The organism is Nitrosophilus labii, assembly GCF_014466985.1.
Lineage (GTDB): Bacteria > Campylobacterota > Campylobacteria > Campylobacterales > Nitratiruptoraceae > Nitrosophilus_A > Nitrosophilus_A labii.
In genome coordinates, this window is record NZ_AP022826.1 from 1,316,847 (window position 1) to 1,335,283 (window position 18,437).

16 protein-coding genes, 2 pseudogenes and 1 CRISPR repeat array (1 of these 19 only partly in view) are annotated in these 18,437 nt (G+C 32.4%); of the genes and pseudogenes, 14 read left to right on the top strand and 4 right to left on the bottom strand.

What is annotated here, in order from left to right:
- The first annotated feature begins 5 nt into the window (after positions 1 to 5).
- The 4 genes and pseudogenes from NIL_RS06590 (at position 6) to NIL_RS06600 (ending at position 3,193) form a co-directional block, all read left to right on the top strand.
- A complete protein-coding gene (locus tag NIL_RS06590; RefSeq protein WP_187647018.1) occupies positions 6 to 398 on the top strand; it encodes a chemotaxis response regulator CheY in 393 nt (130 codons plus the stop codon).
- Positions 399 to 411: 13 nt separating this feature from the next.
- Positions 412 to 1,197 (top strand): annotated as a pseudogene (locus NIL_RS11200) (methyl-accepting chemotaxis protein); the annotation flags it as partial.
- Positions 1,198 to 1,752, top strand: a complete 555-nt coding sequence (locus tag NIL_RS11205) for a CZB domain-containing protein (protein ID WP_246434485.1) — start codon at positions 1,198 to 1,200, stop codon at positions 1,750 to 1,752. It abuts the pseudogene before it with no gap.
- Between the two features lie 10 nt (positions 1,753 to 1,762).
- On the top strand, positions 1,763 to 3,193 hold the full coding sequence (locus NIL_RS06600) for a methyl-accepting chemotaxis protein (protein WP_187647020.1): 1,431 nt from the start codon (positions 1,763 to 1,765) through the stop codon (positions 3,191 to 3,193).
- 19 nt (positions 3,194 to 3,212) lie between these two features.
- Here the strand turns inward: NIL_RS06600 and NIL_RS06605 are convergent, their stop codons facing one another.
- From NIL_RS06605 to thiC, 3 genes are all read right to left on the bottom strand, one after another.
- The gene (locus NIL_RS06605; protein ID WP_187647021.1) at positions 3,213 to 4,013 is read right to left on the bottom strand and encodes a P-loop NTPase family protein; all 801 of its coding nucleotides are present in this window, start codon (positions 4,011 to 4,013) and stop codon (positions 3,213 to 3,215) included.
- Positions 4,014 to 4,157: 144 nt separating this feature from the next.
- Entirely contained in the window at positions 4,158 to 5,282 is a 1,125-nt protein-coding gene (locus NIL_RS06610; protein ID WP_187647022.1) for an Mrp/NBP35 family ATP-binding protein, read from the bottom strand.
- A 75-nt stretch (positions 5,283 to 5,357) separates the two neighbouring features.
- Positions 5,358 to 6,692 carry a phosphomethylpyrimidine synthase ThiC gene (gene thiC / locus NIL_RS06615; RefSeq protein ID WP_187647023.1) on the bottom strand — a complete coding sequence of 445 codons (1,335 nt, stop codon included), beginning with the start codon at positions 6,690 to 6,692 and terminating at the stop codon, positions 5,358 to 5,360.
- A 182-nt stretch (positions 6,693 to 6,874) separates the two neighbouring features.
- Between thiC and NIL_RS06620 the strand changes: the two genes are divergently transcribed.
- Genes NIL_RS06620 through NIL_RS06665 form a run of 10 tightly spaced genes read left to right on the top strand, consistent with a single transcriptional unit; the run spans position 6,875 to position 16,114 of the window.
- Positions 6,875 to 8,011, top strand: coding sequence for a bifunctional 2-C-methyl-D-erythritol 4-phosphate cytidylyltransferase/2-C-methyl-D-erythritol 2,4-cyclodiphosphate synthase (locus NIL_RS06620; RefSeq protein WP_187647024.1), 1,137 nt, complete (start codon positions 6,875 to 6,877; stop codon positions 8,009 to 8,011).
- On the top strand, positions 8,008 to 8,898 hold the full coding sequence (locus tag NIL_RS06625; RefSeq protein ID WP_187647025.1) for a response regulator: 891 nt from the start codon (positions 8,008 to 8,010) through the stop codon (positions 8,896 to 8,898). The genes NIL_RS06620 and NIL_RS06625 overlap by 4 nt, the downstream gene beginning before the upstream one ends.
- Positions 8,876 to 10,069: a sulfate adenylyltransferase gene (locus NIL_RS06630; RefSeq protein WP_187647026.1), complete on the top strand. Its 1,194-nt coding sequence runs from the start codon at positions 8,876 to 8,878 to the stop codon at positions 10,067 to 10,069. The genes NIL_RS06625 and NIL_RS06630 overlap by 23 nt, the downstream gene beginning before the upstream one ends.
- A 25-nt stretch (positions 10,070 to 10,094) precedes the next feature.
- On the top strand, positions 10,095 to 10,559 hold the full coding sequence (locus tag NIL_RS06635) for a phosphatidylglycerophosphatase A family protein (RefSeq protein ID WP_187647027.1): 465 nt from the start codon (positions 10,095 to 10,097) through the stop codon (positions 10,557 to 10,559).
- The gene (locus tag NIL_RS06640; protein WP_197972057.1) at positions 10,556 to 11,434 is read left to right on the top strand and encodes a vWA domain-containing protein; all 879 of its coding nucleotides are present in this window, start codon (positions 10,556 to 10,558) and stop codon (positions 11,432 to 11,434) included. The genes NIL_RS06635 and NIL_RS06640 overlap by 4 nt, the downstream gene beginning before the upstream one ends.
- Complete coding sequence (locus NIL_RS06645) at positions 11,431 to 12,960, top strand: DUF6340 family protein (protein ID WP_187647028.1); 1,530 nt, start codon at positions 11,431 to 11,433, stop codon at positions 12,958 to 12,960. Before NIL_RS06640 ends, NIL_RS06645 begins: the two co-directional genes overlap by 4 nt.
- Positions 12,941 to 14,032, top strand: a complete 1,092-nt coding sequence (locus tag NIL_RS06650; RefSeq protein ID WP_187647029.1) for a BatD family protein — start codon at positions 12,941 to 12,943, stop codon at positions 14,030 to 14,032. The genes NIL_RS06645 and NIL_RS06650 overlap by 20 nt, the downstream gene beginning before the upstream one ends.
- Positions 14,029 to 14,943, top strand: a complete 915-nt coding sequence (locus NIL_RS06655; RefSeq protein WP_187647030.1) for an AAA family ATPase — start codon at positions 14,029 to 14,031, stop codon at positions 14,941 to 14,943. The genes NIL_RS06650 and NIL_RS06655 overlap by 4 nt, the downstream gene beginning before the upstream one ends.
- 17 nt (positions 14,944 to 14,960) lie before the next feature.
- The gene (locus NIL_RS06660; protein ID WP_187647031.1) at positions 14,961 to 15,785 is read left to right on the top strand and encodes a DUF58 domain-containing protein; all 825 of its coding nucleotides are present in this window, start codon (positions 14,961 to 14,963) and stop codon (positions 15,783 to 15,785) included.
- Entirely contained in the window at positions 15,785 to 16,114 is a 330-nt protein-coding gene (locus NIL_RS06665; protein WP_187647032.1) for a hypothetical protein, read from the top strand. The genes NIL_RS06660 and NIL_RS06665 overlap by 1 nt, the downstream gene beginning before the upstream one ends.
- Before the next feature lie 98 nt (positions 16,115 to 16,212).
- Here NIL_RS06665 and NIL_RS06670 read toward each other — a convergent pair.
- A pseudogene (locus NIL_RS06670) lies at positions 16,213 to 16,832 on the bottom strand (IS256 family transposase); the annotation flags it as partial.
- Positions 16,833 to 17,056: 224 nt separating this feature from the next.
- A CRISPR array of direct repeats spans positions 17,057 to 18,437; the repeat unit is 30 nt; unit sequence ATTTCAATACATCATATGTATCGGTTGAAC; it runs 3,329 nt beyond the window's last position.

The following is an 18,437-nucleotide window of genomic DNA, read 5'->3' on the forward strand; positions in this document are numbered from 1 at the left end:
GAAAAATGGCATTGCCAGATAGAAATATAAGAATTTTAGTTGTTGATGATATGGCTACGATGAGAAGAATCATAAAAAATCTTCTAAATCAACTTGGATATAAAAATATAGACGAAGCTGAAGATGGACTTGCAGGTCTTCAAAAACTTAGGAATGGAAAATATGATTTTGTCATAACTGATTGGAATATGCCGAATATGACTGGTCTTGAAATGGTACAAGAGATAAGAAAAGACCCAAATCTTAAACACTTACCTATACTGATGGTAACGGCAGAAGCAAAAAAAGAAAACGTTATCATGGCTATAAAAGCGGGAGTAAACAACTATATAGTTAAGCCTTTTCCAGCTGAAGTATTAAAAGAGAAAATGGAAAAGATATTTGCCGCAAGAAAATAAAAAGGAGTAAAAAATGGGTAAAAAAAATCAGAACGAGTTTGAAGTAAAAGAAGAGTGTAAAAAGTATATTGAAAAGATAGAAGAATTAGAACAAAATAAAAAAGAGATAAAAAAGAGACTAGAGCTTGAATGGATAGAAGCTGCACCAGAAATAGTTCAAGCAACATTTAACGGTTCAATAGTCCAAACAGGTATTTTTAGATTTAAAAACCGATTTGTAGAACTTAAAGAAGGACTTGATAACATCACGATAAAAGGTGAAGAAAATCTACAATATGCACAAGAGCTGCTTAAATCCATAAATCAAGTAGAAGAGGCTCAAAAAATAACCAACGATTTTATTGAGAGCGGTGAAGAGACTCTTGAAAAAACCAACAAAGATATTATAGAGTCTGTTAAAGCTATGGATAATCTTACAAAAACCACAGAAGAGTTAAAAAGAAGAATCAGTGGAATTGATCATGTTTTAAACGTTATACTAGAGATTACCGAGCAAACAAACTTACTAGCCCTTAACGCCGCTATAGAAGCCGCACGTGCCGGAGAAGTCGGCAGAGGCTTTGCCGTAGTTGCAGACGAAGTTAGAAAGCTTGCTGAGAAAACATCAAAAAGTGCCGGAGAGATTAGAGATGTAACTGTTTCAGTTATGGATGAGATGGATAATACCTCAAAAGTTGTAAATCATGCAAAAAGCATAGTAGAAGATAGCGCGGAAGGCTCATCTAACGTTGCAAAAATCTTTAGAAAGATAAAAGACAACAGTAATTCCGTTACAAACTTAATAAAAAAACAGGTTGATTTGACAAAAAAACAAGAAGACAATACAAGGAACTTATCTAAAGAGATAGAAGATATAAACGAAGAGTTAAATCAAGTTAGAGCTCTTGCTGAGAGCTTAAGCAAGCAGATAATAGACTCAGTTGAACACTCTAAAACCGGTTATGATATCCTTTCAAAAGAGTTTGATGCACCATATACTAAGATATTAAACGCGATAAACGATCATGCTGTATTTTTAACTGATATAACCAAAGTATTAGATGATGGTATCAGCAAAGAGTTCCAAGACTATACCTCATGCAATTTCGGTAAATGGTACTACTCTAATCAAGCTTTTAACGAATTGAGAAAATATGGTGACGAAGTTTTGTCGATACTAAAAGATATAGAACCGCATCATAAAGAGGTACATAACCTAGCTCATGAAACTTTAAGACTTAAAAAAGAGAAAAAGAGCGACGAACTTTTTGATACAATAAACAAACTGGCAAAATCTTCAAACAAGCTAATCTCCGAATTGATGAAGATATATATCATAATTACTTCAAAAGAGAGGGAAAGACTTAGCGAATAAAGGTTGAAAAATGTATAAAAATGTTTATAATAAAAGAGGAATTGAGCCTAAAAATATAGAATCAAAATTTGAAATAGATGAACTCTTCTTCTCTACAACAGATCTTAAAGGGACTATCATTTCTGGAAATGATGTCTTTATTAGAGTTTCTAAATTTTCAAAAGAAGAGCTTATCGGTAAACCACACAATAAAATCCGTCATCCAGATATGCCAAGAGCAGTTTTCAAAGCTGTTTGGGAAACTATTAAACAAGGAAAACCTTTTGTTGGTTATGTTAAAAATATGGCAAAAGACGGAAGTTACTACTGGGTACTTGCATGTATATATCCTATGTTTGACGAAGAGAGAAATATAAAAAAATTTCTCTCCATAAGACTTAAGCCAACTTCAGATATTTTTAAAATTATTCCCGATCTTTATCAAGATGTATTAAAGTATGAACATAGAGAGGGAATTGATGCTGCTTTAGAATATCTGTTAAACAAAATAAAAAAGCTTGGATTTGAAAATTATGAAGAATTCAGTAAAAAAGCCTTTTTGGAAGAGATGAGTAGCAGAGAAAAACTCCTAATCAAAAACATAGAGGTTTCCAACAAATTAATTGTAGCTTTTGAAAGTCAAAATGACTATTTGTCAGATAGGCTATCCTCTTTGCAATCCACTTTCCTTAGATTAAACAGATATTATACTAACATTTACAATAAAGTAAATATCTTTTTGGATATGAACCAAGAACTCAGCGAAAAATCTAGATTTGTTTTTCAACTTGCAGAAGAGATAAGACTGCTTTCTTTAAACGCCTCAATAGAAAGCTACAAAATTAAAAAAGAGGGAGTCTCTTTTTCAACGTTGTCTCAAGAGATGAGGAAAAACGCCGAGTACAGCGAAAGACAGATTATAAGACTCACCGAACTTATAAATGAAACAAATAAAGATATAGAAGAAACAAGTTTTAATATTCTCTCATGCAAATTGCAAATTGACATGATAGTATATTTCTTAAAAGAGATGCTCCAAAAACTATCCATTGAGTCTATTTCCGAAGAGGAGGAGAAAGAGATAAATGAAAATATGAGCGATCTATTTGAGCTTTTAAGATTTTACTCCGATAAACTATCTAAAAATGTTTACGATTCTAAAAGTAAACTAAGAAATATCTTCTATAACATAAAAGATTTGAACGTTCTTATAAATAGACTCGATTTTATCCATATAAACGGTCTTATAGAATCGGCTCACAGTGGAAGCGATGGTGGAAGTTTTACTATAATATTTTCCCAAATGTTAAAACTAGTAGAAGCAGCAAAAAATCAAATAATAAATCTAGAAACAAATATAACAGCGGCTACTGAAGAAAATTTACATATTGATATTACAACCAATCTTATAGAGGAAAGACTTTTAAAACTTGAAAAAAAGTATGAAGATCTTTTTTCATAAAGTATGCTTTTTGCATACTTTATCCTAAAATATCGTCTAACTTTTTAAAAGCATTATTTAAAATTTTTTCGCTGTAGACTTCACAATCTTTCTTTAATGCTTTTTTAAAACTAAGTTTTTTTATCTCCTCTTTTGTTGCTCCGTTTTTAATTGCATTTTTAAGAAGTTCATCAATATTTTCTACTTGATTTGCCAATTCCCAAAGAGTTATTCCAAAACCTCTCGAATACTTTATAGCATCACTATCTGCTAAAACTATATAGTTTCTATCTTTTTCCTCTATATAGTTTATAAGTCCTTTTGTATCAAAAAAACCGTACTTGTCTCCCAAAAAAAGATCAAACTGAGACTCAAGCTCTCTGTTTTCGTTCCATCTATTAAGTACGAAAACCGTTTTTAAATCGGGATTTGCCTCTTTAACTTTATGATAGACATTTATAGCACTTACAGCATCAAGTTCACCATCCATCAAAGGTATAACAACTAAATCAAGAGCGTGTATCATACCACTATCTATTAAAGCATCCATCACATAAACCGTAGTTTTATTTGCACCTACATCCATACAGATACTGTTTTCCAAAAGCAAAATATCTCGTAACTGCTCTCTTAAATCAACACCGGTTACATTAACCTTCTCTATCCAAATAAGTCTGCTCTTATCAAAAGATATAGCATCTTCATTTTCATCATCAAACTCAAAATATGAGATAGGAAAACAGCTTTTTTTATATAAATAAGGAACAATCAACTGCATACTCGCAGTACTCTTGCCCACACCGCCTTTAGTATTGAGTATGGCAATTTTATATTTTTTCATTTTACCTTCTTTATGCGGATAAAGTGCCGTTTTTAAAAAATCGTAAAATTTAATATTTATTATAGATTATGTGAGCTAAATGAAGGATTAAAAGCTAAAGAGAAGAGAATCTCTTCTCTTTAGTTACACTTTTTTGCGTTAATATCAGGTATGCGAACCACCTGTAGAACAAGCGCTTACGCCTGGAGGAGTGGTGGGTTGTATAGCTTCGTTACTTACTCCACCCTCTTCATTAATTTTTTCGATAAACTTCCAAAGATTATCTGCCGCAATATGAAACCTTTTAGCCGTTTCACTCTCAGGATGATGATATACTACCGGTTTTCCTGCATCTCCTCCCTCTCTAATAGCAGGCTCAATCGGAATCTGCCCAAGAACACTTGTACCATATTCTAATGCCACATCTACAGCCGTGCCTTTTCCAAAAATATCACTTTCAGTACTACAATTTGGACATATAAAACCACTCATATTTTCAACAATTCCTGCAATTGGAATATGTAATTTTTTAAACATATCCAAACTTCTTCTACTATCATCCAAACTTACCATCTGCGGAGTTGTTACTGTCACCCCAGCCGTAACTGGAACACTTTGAGCCAAAGTTAGCTGTGCGTCTCCGGTTCCTGGAGGCATATCTATAAAAAGAACATCAAGATCACTCCAAAGGATATCTCTTAAAAACTGCTCTATAGCTTTCATTATCATAGCGCCTCTCCAGATAAGAGACTGCCCCTCTTCCATCAAAACTCCCATACTCATAACTTCAACACCATAAGCCATAATAGGCTTTACTTTATTTCCGACAACTTCTGGTTGAACACCTACTATTCCCATCATTCTAGGAACATTGGGACCATAAATATCCGCATCCAAAATACCGACTTTTTTACCTTGCATAGCAGTAGCAATTGCCAGATTAACTGTTGTTGTGGATTTACCAACACCGCCCTTACCACTACTAACCATAACAAAGTTTTTGATCTGCGGTGCAATATTTTTACCTCTACTAGATGTCTCTCTTGGCATTTGAGGCTGTTTTATAGATACTATAACCTCTTTTGCGCCCTGTATTTCAAGCTTTTTCGTTATCTCATCTCTTAGCTGTTGTGCAACTTCGGGCGCGCTTGAGGTAATATCAAGCTCTACAAAAACTCTATCGCCATCTAACTCTACTTTTTTTACAAAACCAAAGGTTACTATATCTTTCGTAAATCCCGGATATGTAACCGTACTTAATACCTCATTTACTTTTTGCTCGTTTAGCATATCTTATGCTCCTTAACTAATTAATTCGGAGTAATTTTATCTCATTTTCTTTTAAACTTTATTGATTTTAATCAATTACGCTCCATGTTCTTCCATTATATTTTGAGTTATTTTGTAACTGCAAAATTTTGGCCCGCACATAGAACAAAACTCCGCTTCTTTAAATACATCTTGAGGCAATGTTTCGTCATGATACTCTTTGGCACGATCTGGATCTAGTGCCAACTCAAACTGTTTTTTCCAGTCAAAATTGTATCTTGCATCACTCATTGCATCATCAATATCTTGTGCTCCTTTTCTTCCTCTAGCAATGTCAGCTGCATGTGCGGCTATCTTGTAGGCAATAATCCCTTCTCTAACATCTTTTGCGTTCGGAAGTCCCAAGTGCTCTTTAGGTGTAACGTAACAAAGCATACTAGCACCATACCATCCTGCCATCGCAGCGCCTATAGCACTAGAGATGTGATCATACCCGGCCGCTATATCGGTTACTAAAGGCCCTAGAACATAAAAAGGAGCTTCATGACAATAGTCTCTTTCTATTTTTATGTTCCTCTCTATCTGGTTCATAGGAACGTGTCCCGGACCTTCTATCATAACCTGAACATCTTTCTCCCACGCTCTTAGTGTCAACTCACCCAATACTTTTAGCTCGTTTAACTGCGCATCATCACTTGCATCATAGAGACATCCCGGTCTTAGACTATCACCTAACGATAAGGAGACATCATACTTTCTACAGATTTCCAAAATATCATCATACGCTTCGTAAAAAGGATTTTCTCTGTGATAATGCATCATCCAAGCAGCCATCAAACTTCCACCGCGGCTAACGATACCCATCTTTCTTTTTGCCACTAACGGCATAAACTTTAGCAAAAATCCAGCATGTATAGTAAAGTAACTCACTCCCTGCTTTGCCTGACGCTCTATAACTTCGAGCATTTTATCTATGGTTAAATCTTCGATTTTATTGTTGCAATCATGAAGTATTTGATAAATAGGTACCGTTCCTATAGGAACTTGAGCCTCTTTTATAACCTCTTCTCTTATAGCATCCAAATCACCGCCAGTTGAAAGATCCATTATTGTATCGGCACCATATTTTTGACAAACTTTAACCTTTTCTACTTCCCCTTCTATATCACTTGCAAGCGCAGAAGAACCGATATTGGCATTGATTTTACATTTTGCCGCTATTCCAATAGCCATAGGCTTTTGATGAATATGATTTACATTTGCGGGGATAATCATCCTTCCTCTTGCAACTTCTCTTCTAACAGTCTCAGGCTCTAATCCTTCAACTTCGGCAACATATCTCATCTCTTCAGTAACAATACCTTGCCTTGCATAATACATCTGAGTTCTAACATTATCGTTTTTTCTCTTTTCAACCCATTCTCTTCTCATAGTATATCCTTTTATATAAAAAAGTTAACGGTTAAGTCGTCATATAGAACATATCATCTAACCTACATGCTATCCGACCACTTAACCATTCATTCAACTATCTCCATTATGTTACATAAAAAAGTTAAAAAAAAGCTTTTGTGATGTATAATTTTGTAACACATTAAGAAAAAGGATAAACTTTGTCTGATTTAACCCTTGTGTTACTTGGTGCAGGAGAATCTTCGAGATTTAGTCTTAAATGTAAAAAACAGTGGTTAAGAATCGAAAATAAGCCACTTTGGCTATATGTTACAAAACGTTTTGAAAGTTTTTATAAATTTAAAAAAATAGTTATTACATCTCATAAAGATGAAATCGGGCTTATGAAAAAGTTTGCAGACTATGAATTTGTAGAGGGTGGTGACACTAGACAAGAGTCTCTTTTAAACGCTATTAATAAAGTAAATACCAATTATGTCTTGGTAAGCGATATAGCTAGAGCGTGTATAAAAAAAGAGTTTATTGAAAAAATAGTCTCTTTTTTAAATAAAGTGGACTGCGTAGCCCCTTATATAAATGTAAGCGATACAGTAGTGTATAAAAATGAAACAATTGATAGAGAAAAGGTTAAACTTATTCAAACTCCTCAATTATCCAAAACGTCGTTACTAAAAAAAGCACTATCACAAAACAGAGTTTTTACCGATGAAAGTAGTGCAATCAAACACTTTGGAGGAAAAGTAATTTATATAGAGGGCGAAAAAGGGCATCATAAACTGACATTTAAAGAAGATCTAAAATATATTGAGTGTTTAAAACCGCCCTCAAAAGAGATTTTAACAGGTATTGGCTTTGATATACACCCTTTTGACAAAGATAGAACTATGTTTCTAGGTGGAGTGAAAATAACCGATAAATTTGGGTTTAAAGGGCACTCTGATGCGGATGTAGCCATACACTCTTTAATAGATGCTCTTTTAGGCGCTGCAGGACTTGGCGATATAGGAGAGCTTTTTCCAGATAATGATGAAAAATATAAAAATATCGACTCAAAACTCCTTTTGCAAAGTGTAAAAAAATTATTAAACGTTACAGGATACGAAATAATAAATATAGATTTGACTATAATTGCCCAGAAACCGAAAATTTTACCTTTTAAAAATGAAATGAAAAAAGTTTTATGCGAAATTCTTGATATCGATAAAAATAAAATAAACATAAAAGCTACTACAGCAGAAAAACTTGGCTTTATTGGTAGAGAAGAAGGAGTGGCTGTACAAAGTATAGCCAATTTAAAATATTTTGACTGGGTCAAAGCTACAGGGGGCTTTAGATGAAAATATTAATAGTAGAAAACGAAATTTATCTTGCTCAAAGTATTGCCGCAAAACTATCTGAAATCGGACATAATTGTGAAGTTGCGGCAACCATAAAAGATGCGATAAAAGAGGAGCATTTCGACGCTGTTTTGCTATCAACAAATATAAACGGACAAGATTTTTATCCCGTAATTGAGCATTATAAAGACTCTATTATCATTTTACTAGTATCTTACATTAGCAACGATACCGTATCAAACCCTTTAAAAGCCGGAGCTAAAGATTATATATTAAAACCTTTTATGATGGAGGAGCTTATAAGAAAAATCAACCATTTCAAAGAATTTGAACTTATAAAAAAAGAGAATGAAACATTTAAAAAATATCTCTCCTTTTCTTTAAAAGGTATAAATGTAGAAGGGATAAATACAAAAACAAAACTTCCCTTGATTATTAAAACAAACTATCAAAAGTATGCCGATTTTTTTGCTTTTGAATTTTCAAAACTTTATGGAGAGCCTTTTAAGTTTTATACTCTTAGTGAAACGGGGGCTTTAAATAAGATAAAGAGTGAAAAAGATACACAACTACTTTATATTACCGACTTTCAAGTACTTAAAAAGAGTGAAAAAAAGATTTTTTTTGAGATAATAGAAAACAAAAACGCCCTAATATCAACAACAGATTCGATAGAGGAAGATTTACCGATAAACTATACCGAAATAAAAAGTGATAACAAGATTTTTGATAGAAACGACATACTGTCAATAGATGATTATGTTAAATATATCATTTTAAATTATCAAAACAAATTTCCGGATACTTCCCTTGCTAAAAAATTAGGGATTTCTAGAAAAAGTTTGTGGGAGAAGAGGAAAAAGTATGAAATCTTCAAGAAAAAATGAAAAAGCACTTTATATAGACAAAGAAGCATTAGCTACTTTAGCCCTTGCGAAAGAGGGACTTTTAAATCCTGTTACACATCTAATGGCTGAAAAAGAGGCAAAAGAGGTTGATGAAAAAAAGATATACAAAGGCAAAACTTTTCCATTCTCTTTTATTTTAGCTCCTAGTGGAAAAAGGAATGAAAAAGTTTTAAAAAATGCAAAACCCAATGAGATTTTAGATCTTGTTGTTGAGGGTAAAAAAGTAGGAGAAATAAGCGTAAAAGAAGTTTTCAAAATAGATCCAAAAAAGAGAGTTAAAAATATATACGGTACAGATGATCTGTCCCATCCCGGGGTTCAAGATACATTTAAAAGACTTGGAAACTACGCTATAAGCGGAGGATATTGGGTAGATTTTAGCGAAGTAAAAAAGACCAAAGATATGATAAAAAAAGCCAAAAAAACTATTGGAGCCAAGAGTGTAGCTGCAATTATGATGGCTGCAAAACCTCTTCATAGAGCTCATGAAAGACTTATAAGATTAAGCCTTGAAAATAGTGAACTAATAGTTATATTTTTACTTAAACCATACTCAAAAGACGAGTTTACTTACGAGTTAAGATTCAAGGCGCTTAACTATTTTGTAAAAAACTATCTTCCCAAAAACAGAGTCTTGATAGTTCCCTTGGAAAATACTTACATCTTTGCAGGCTTCAACGAGGTGATTTTGGATGCTATAGTAGCCCAAAATTTTGGATGTAACAAATTAATTATCGGTAAAAACCACGCAGGCGTAGGGCTTTATTACGATAAAAACTCTATAAAAAGTGTATTCGACACTATAAAAGGAGTCAATATAGAGATAGAAACCATTAGCGAGTTTGTGTACTGCAACGAATGCAAAACGCTTGTTAGTACAAACACTTGTCCCCATGGAAGTCATCACCATATCTCATACAATAGCGAATCGATTCTCGAACTTCTAAAGCTAGGCATACTGCCGCCGGCCGTTTTAGTAAGAAAAGAGATAAGCGCCATCATGCTAAGCGAGCTTTTTCCAAATAGATTTAAAAACCTTGAAAAGCTATATTATAACTTTATACCTTTTTCGGGTATTATGGAAGAGCACAGTGAAAAGGATTTCTATATAGAGCTTATGAAACTTTATCAAACCACATCCTTAACGTAATCAAGATAGAGGAAAAAGGGAAAAGATGGAACTTAGAAAATGTTTTTTAACAGGCTGCTACAGCGGACTATTACCTGAAGCTCCCGGAACATGGGGAACACTTTTTGGTGCTTTTATCGCCCTCTTGATACTACAAGTTTTTCCCCAATCGACTCTTTTTTTGTTGGCTATTTTAATAACGGTAATAGCCGTTAGAGAGATTAACAAATATGAAAAAGAGCACAAAACCCATGATGATAGTATTATAGTTATAGATGAAATAGCAGGAATATGGATAGCAATAAGCCTTCTTCCTAAAACATCTTTGGTCTGGATAACCTTAGCTTTTATTTTTTTTAGAGTTTTAGATATCTCAAAACCGTCATACATAGGTAAAGCGGAAAAAAAATTTAAAGGCGGCCTAGCGGTAATGGCCGACGATCTACTTGCTGGAATCTTTGCCGGACTTTTAACGGGAGTAGTTTACGTACTATGGAGTAATTTGGTGTGAATATAGGATTTGATTATCCTCTCTTTTTTCTACTTTTACTATTGATTCCATGTTTTTTTAGATGCAAAAGAGAAAATATAAAAATATACTTTTCAAAAACAGATTTTTTGCCAAAGTTTTGGCTGCCCAAAAAAGATTTTTTAATAGTTTCGATATTTATTCTTCTTGTCGCTTCACTAACTTCGCCTTTTTTATACTCCTTTATTCAAACCAATCAAAAAAAAGGAAGAGATCTGGTTTTAGCCATTGATGCTAGCGGTTCAATGGGCTTTGATATGGACGGCAAAAGCAAATTTCAAAGAGTTTTAGAACTTTCAAAAGATTTTTTAAAAAAGAGATTTGATGATAATATCGGAGTTGTGGTATTTGGCTCTTTTGCCTATATCGCTTCTCCCGTTACTTACGATTTAAAAGCGCTCAATTTTATACTTGATTATCTTGATACGTCCATTGCGGGAAATAGCACGGCAATAGGAGAAGCTATATATCAGTCCATTAAAGCACTTGAAAAGTCAAATGCAAAAAACAAAGTCTTAATTCTTTTAACTGACGGATATCACAATAGCGGACAGATTTCTCCCAAAGAAGCTATAAAACTGGCAAAAGAGAAAAATATAAAAATATATGCCATAGGGATAGGAGATGAGTTTGATAAAAAACTTTTGCAAAAGATAGCCTCCAAGACAAAAGGCAAAATGTTTACCGCCAAAAATAGTGAAGATTTAAAAAATATATTTGATGAACTAAACACCCTAGAAAAGAGTCCTATAAGAAGCGGCAATTATATAAATAAAAGGGAACTGTTTATTTTTCCGTTATCGATTGCGCTTTTTTTAATATTTTACTACATAATTAAAAATAGAAGGTTAACATGAGTTTTCTTTATCCATGGTTTTTGGCCTTTACACTGCCTTCACTATTACTCTTTTTTTATATTAAGAAAAAGCAAGCTAAAATATATTTCAATGAAAAGATTATTATTGAAAAAAGTGATTCAAAATTTAAACTTTTACCCATTGTTGTCGTACTTATCTTTATATCTTTAGCCAGACCAGTTATAGAAAAAAGTGTTACGGACAATAAATCTCTAAATACTATTTTTATCGCGCTTGATGTCTCTAACTCAATGCTCGCAAGAGATTTCAAACCAAACAGATTAGCGCAAGCAAAAAAGATGATAAAACAGTTTATAAGTATGTCAGATCTTAAAACCTCTCTTATAATTTTCACAACTAACCCTTTGATCATCACTCCTCCAACAAACGACAAAGAGATATCAAAAATCGCTCTAGATAGTATAGATACAAGATATATTCTCTCAAAAGGAACAGATTTTGAAAATCTTTTAAAATTTGTCGCAAATTTTGAAGGTGAAAAAAATCTTGTAATTTTCAGTGACGGAGGAGAGTTTAAAAATAGCGAAGAGCTAATACAACTTGCAAAAAGAAACAAAATCAAAATATTCGGTGTTAAAGTTGCTACAAAAGAGGGAGAACTTATACCAACTGATGAAGGCTTTTTAAAGGATTCTGACAATAGATTGGTAGTGAGTAGATTAAACCCAGATTTTATCAAGTTATCTAAGCTTAGCAGCAATGAGTTTTATGATGAAACAAATTATCTAGATATTTTAGATGGTATTAAAAAAATAGACTCTAAAGATAAAGAAAAAATCTATATAGAGTTATTTTTTATCCCTCTTTTTATAGCCACAATGATCTATCTTTACATTTTTACTACTATCTTTTCAAAAATAAAATTTATAAAAAATCTCCTGCCTCTACTTCTCATAGTTTCACTAAACGCATCGGTTTTAGATGAGTATAAAATAAAAAAAGGTTATGAAAAATTTTACGAAAAAGATTATAAAGAGGCTGAAAAAATTTTTGAAAACCTTAACTATCTAGAGGCAAAATTCGCTCTTGGCATCACCAAAATAAAAGAGGGAAAATTTCCTAAAGCTATAAAAATATTAAAATCCATAAAAACAAAAGATAAAAAGATAAAATCAAAAATATATTTTAATATCGCATACGCTTATGAAAAGATGAGAAATTATGATAAAGCTAAAAAGTTTTATATAAAATCGATGCAGCTTTTTCCAAAAAAGAGTACTTTTAAAAAAATAGAGAATCTTGTTTTTAAAACAAATCAAAAAAAACCGCTTTTACCCTTTTCTAAACAAAAAATCGTCCCAAAAAAAAGTGAAAACTCAAAACAAAAAAGCAAAAATGCCGGCTCGGCTAATATGAACCTTGCTATAAAAAGTTCTAGCGACAAAGGTGGTAAAAAAGCAAAAAATAGTTCCATCTCCTTTAAAAAAACGAAATCTATTCCCGTTAGTTCAAAAGTGTATGAACTTATAAATAAAGGTTACGTAAATGAAAAAAATCCTTGGTAGTATTTTAATTGTTTTAAAAATCTTCGCAGCAAACTATCAGATCGAAATCTCAAAAGAAGATCCATATATCAAAGAGCCGATAACAATCAATCTGAAATTTTTTGAAAAAAAGAAAGAAGAGGTGGACTGGATCAATTTTGAGCCAATAAAAAGTAAAAACTACGATGTAGTTTTATTAAATAAAAAGAGCAGAGATTTCGGATATGAGTTTTTATACCTTGTTTTTCCTCTAAAAGAGGGAGAGATCAAAATAGATTATAAACTTCGCGTAAAAAAAGCGCCTTTCGAAGAGATACAAAACAAAATACTAGGAACAGGCTACGAGCAAACAACTCCCATTGAAGGAACAATTTATACCATAAAGGTTGAACCATCGATTTTAAAGGTAAAACCGGTAAAAAAAGTTGAACTTTACGGCAATTTCCGTATAAAAACTTTCACCGATAAAAAAACGGCCCAAGAGTATGAACCTATATATTATACTTTTAATATAACAGGAACCGGATACCCTCCCCAGATAAAAGATATTTTTCCAAACAAAGACAATCTAAAAATATTAAAAGATAAACCCCTCAAAAAGATAAAATATACCAAAAACGGCGCCCAAATAGACTACACCTTTCAATATGCGATAATATCTGATAAAAGTTTTACAATTCCATCCGTAAAATTTAAAGAGTTCGATTATAAAGAGTATTTAGTTCTAAAGACAAAACCTATTTCTATAGAAATTAAAAAAAGCCAAATCAAAGCAGATAAAATAGACGATCCACCCAAAATAGAGCCATTTTATAAAAGTTTAGTTTCGATTTTAAAATATTTTGCTATCTTTTTTGCAGGCTCTGTTAGTGGGATACTGGTTTATCTGCTTCTTAGAAAAGAAGAGTTTGAAAAAATAATGAAGGCAAAAGATGAAAAAGAGCTTTTAGCTTTTATAACCGTAAAATATCCAAAATGTTTAGAAAATATAAAAAACAGATTAGACGAGGCTATCGTAAATAAAACAGATATAAATCTTTTAAAGATAAAAAAAGAGATAATTAAAGAGATTAGGAAAAAGGGTTGCAAATGATTTTTCAAGATATAAAAAAAGAGATTTCAAAAATTATTGTGGGACAAAATGAGATGATAGAATCGATTCTCATTGCACTCTTGACCCAAGGGCATCTACTTTTAGAAGGGCTCCCGGGACTTGCAAAAACCACAACCGTCAATATCTTAGCAAAAACACTAGGTATCGATTTTAAAAGAGTACAGTTCACTCCCGATCTTCTTCCAAGCGATATAATCGGAGCCCAAATTTATGATATGTCAAAGAATAGTTTTTATATAAAACAGGGACCCGTTTTTACAAACTTACTGCTAGCAGACGAGATCAACAGAGCGCCTGCTAAAGTTCAAAGCGCTCTGCTTGAAGCTATGCAAGAGAGGCAAGTAACAATTGCTGAAAATTGTTATAAACTTCCAACTCCTTTTATCGTTATGGCTACGCAAAACCCCATTGAGCAAGAAGGTACCTACTCTTTGCCTGAAGCTCAGCTTGATAGGTTTATGATGAAAATATTATTAGACTATCCGGATATTAGTGATGAGTTTGAGATCCTAAACAGAGCCGAAAAAAATTTCAACATAGAAATAAAGCAGGTAGCCGACGCAAAGACGATAGAAAATGCAAAAAATGAGGTTGAAAATGTTCATATAGATGATGAACTTAAAAAATATATACTAAATATAGTCTTTTCAACAAGAAAACATCAAAACTTGATGTATGGAAGCAGTCCGAGAGGAAGTATCGATCTCTTAAAAACTTCAAAAGCCAAAGCCTATCTAAAGGGAAAAGATTTCGTTACACCTAAAGATATACTAGAAGTTGTAAAACCTACTCTGCGCCATAGAGTCATTCTAACGTATGAAGCAAGAGCAAAAAATATCACACCAGATTATATTTTAGATGAGATAATAAAAGAGCTGCCGATACCATAGGATTAAGGGCACTTATAATGGATATAGAAACACTTATAATAAAAACTAAAAAAGAGGTTTTTTCAAACTCGGTAGGAGTTTACAGTACAAATGTTAGCGGTGAAGGATACGACTTTTTAGAGCTAAAAGAGTATGATTTTGAGAGTGACGCTAAAAAGATCGACTGGTTAATTTCGGCCAAAATGCAAAAACCCTACGTTCGTGTAAATCAGGAAGAAAAAAGAAGAAATATAGTAGCAGTTTTTCTGTTATCAGGTTCTCTCTTTTTTGGCTCAAAAAGATTAAAAATAGAGACTCTTCTTGAGGCTTTTGCCATTTTAGGCTTTTCATCGATAAAATCAGGAGATATTTTTAGAAGCGGATATATTTTACAAAACAGTATAAAACTATCTTTACCTTATAAAAACATTTTTAATGTGGAAGAAGAGTTATATAACATAGATTCAATAGAGTTAGTAGGTTTAAAGCCTGCCTTTAACTCTATAAACGAACTCTTTTATGCAATAAAAGAGAAATCTTTTGTTATATTTTTAGGAGATTTTCTATATGATATAGATTTAACGCTTTTTAGCCAAAAACATGAAATATTAGCCATTGTAGCAAGAGACAGTATAGAAAAAGGCATCAACAGGGGCGATGAAGCTGAACTTGTGGATAACGAAAACTTTAAAAACATAAGCTATATGCTAAATAGTAAAAATTTAAAAAAATATGGTAAAAATATCGAAAAAGAGCTACAAAAAAATTATATAAAGTTTAGAGAAAACGGGATAGGTTTTATTGAAATTTTTGATAATGATGAAATTTTTATAAAACTTCAACACTATTTTTTAGGAAAATAATGGAACTTTTACCTTTACCTAACTTTTATCACAATTATTTATTGGTACTATTTTTTGGTTTTATTTTCATATTTATTATTGTTATTTCAAAATCTAAAAGACAAAAAAACCTCTACAAGCCAAAACTTAAAAATAAAGAGGATTTGTACAAATTTTCTATAGTTTTACAAAAAATAGCCCCAAACGATAAGGAGGTAAAAAAGTTTTTAAAAAAGATAGAGTTCTACAAATATCAAAAAGAATCCAAAAAAATACCGCATAATATCAAAAAAGAGGCATTAGAGCTATATAAAAGAAAGAAAAAACATCAAGTTAAAATAATAGATTAATTTTTTTAGTATATATCTTTTGTGTAATCTATCTTTAGTCTAACTGTAGAAGATCGTTCATAATTCCGTATCAGCACCAAATAGTTCTTAAAATTGTATCATAACTCAAGAGCACTTTCTAATCTTCCTTCAAAGAATATAGCCAGCTGTGAAAGTATCAGTTACCAGTTTTTGATTGGCATTGTCCATTTTTTCTGAGCATTCTGTATTCCCATATAGAGCAACTTTAATAGTGAATTTTCATTTGGGAATACTCCTTTTGTTTTTGTCAGTTTTCTGAATTGCCGATGTACCGATTCGATGATGTTTGTGGTGTAAATGATCTTTCGTATAGGTTCTGGATATTTGAAATAGTTTGATAGATTCTCCCACTTATTTTTCCAGGAGTTGATGACGATGAGATATTTTTTGCCCCATTTCTCTTCAAGTCTTTCAAGCTGTTCCTCGGCTGCCTCTTTTATCCTCACTTCGTTGCGGGGTTGTCGCTTCGCTCGGACGAGATAGCTTGATATATAAGTTTGAGATCTTTCATAAACTCTTTCTGGTCTTTTGAGGCAACATAGCGTATTGAGTTTCTAATTTGATGAACCACGCATAGCTGTACTTCTGTTTTTGGAAATATTGCATTGATAGCTTCTGGAAATCCTTTAAGCCCATCAACTGAAACTATTAGGATATCTTGAACTCCTCGATTGTTTAAATCTGTTAAAACTTGTAACCGTCCGAGCGTAGTGACAACCCCGCACGAAGGAGGACTATACTCCGTCTTTACCGCTTATCTTCTTCCCTGATAGCAATTCTTTTACTGCTTTTTCAAAATTAAACTTCTCTTCCATGTCAGTCCTTTCTCTTCCTTATTTTATCTAACTATCAGACTAACACGAAATTTCTAACGCTCTCGTTGAATCTTTCTATGTTTAAAGATACAAAATTTATCTATCTATTTCAATACATCATATGTATCGGTTGAACTTCACCGCTTGGCTCGATATCAAAGCTTATTTAAAATTTCAATACATCATATGTATCGGTTGAACGTTTTGCTATGTTGCTTATAATAGAGCCGTCTCTTTATTTCAATACATCATATGTATCGGTTGAACGTCTATATTTACAACCTCTTTGCCGTCTATCTCTTCCATTTCAATACATCATATGTATCGGTTGAACTGAACCTGAACTGATACTAAAAGGCAGTTTTAAAAAATTTCAATACATCATATGTATCGGTTGAACTTTACGACGAGGTCTTGAAAGCCAATATCCATATAGCATTTCAATACATCATATGTATCGGTTGAACTTTAGCGTAGGGTTACAGTCTATATATTCACTTAATATTTCAATACATCATATGTATCGGTTGAACCAATTAAAAGAGGCGATATAAAAGAGTTTGTGGATAATTTCAATACATCATATGTATCGGTTGAACAAATTCGCTCTTCCATCACCTGCCCTTTTCTATTTTATTTCAATACATCATATGTATCGGTTGAACCATATCAATTAAGGCTATCTTGATATTTTCAGGCATATTTCAATACATCATATGTATCGGTTGAACGAGCCGTAAGCGGCATTTGATAAGGATGTCATTCCGATTTCAATACATCATATGTATCGGTTGAACTTTCATAAAACGACAAGCGTGTAGGTTGTTTTTGTAAATTTCAATACATCATATGTATCGGTTGAACTTGTTACAATTCCACCTTCTGCATAAGGGGTTATTATTTCAATACATCATATGTATCGGTTGAACAATTTCATAAAAAAGCAAAAAAAGAGTAAAAATGGAATTTCAATACATCATATGTATCGGTTGAACTATGTTGGAGGCTATCCATATTGATAACAAGATCAAATTTCAATACATCATATGTATCGGTTGAACATTGGGTAATTTCACTTTGCAATTGTGCATCAAGCATTTCAATACATCATATGTATCGGTTGAACTTGGAAGCTTTAAATAATTTTGATGAAGATATATTATTTCAATACATCATATGTATCGGTTGAACCCAAGTTTTTTCCTGCTTGCAATAGACAATCCAAGCATTTCAATACATCATATGTATCGGTTGAACCTCTTTGGAGTTTAGAAACTTTAGCACAGGACCTGAATTTCAATACATCATATGTATCGGTTGAACATAATAAACTATTTTAATAACTCAAATAATTTTAATTATTTCAATACATCATATGTATCGGTTGAACATTAAAGATGTCCAGTCATTATTACCTAAAATCAAATTTCAATACATCATATGTATCGGTTGAACACTATACATAGAGAGTTTCTAACTTTTTTTAA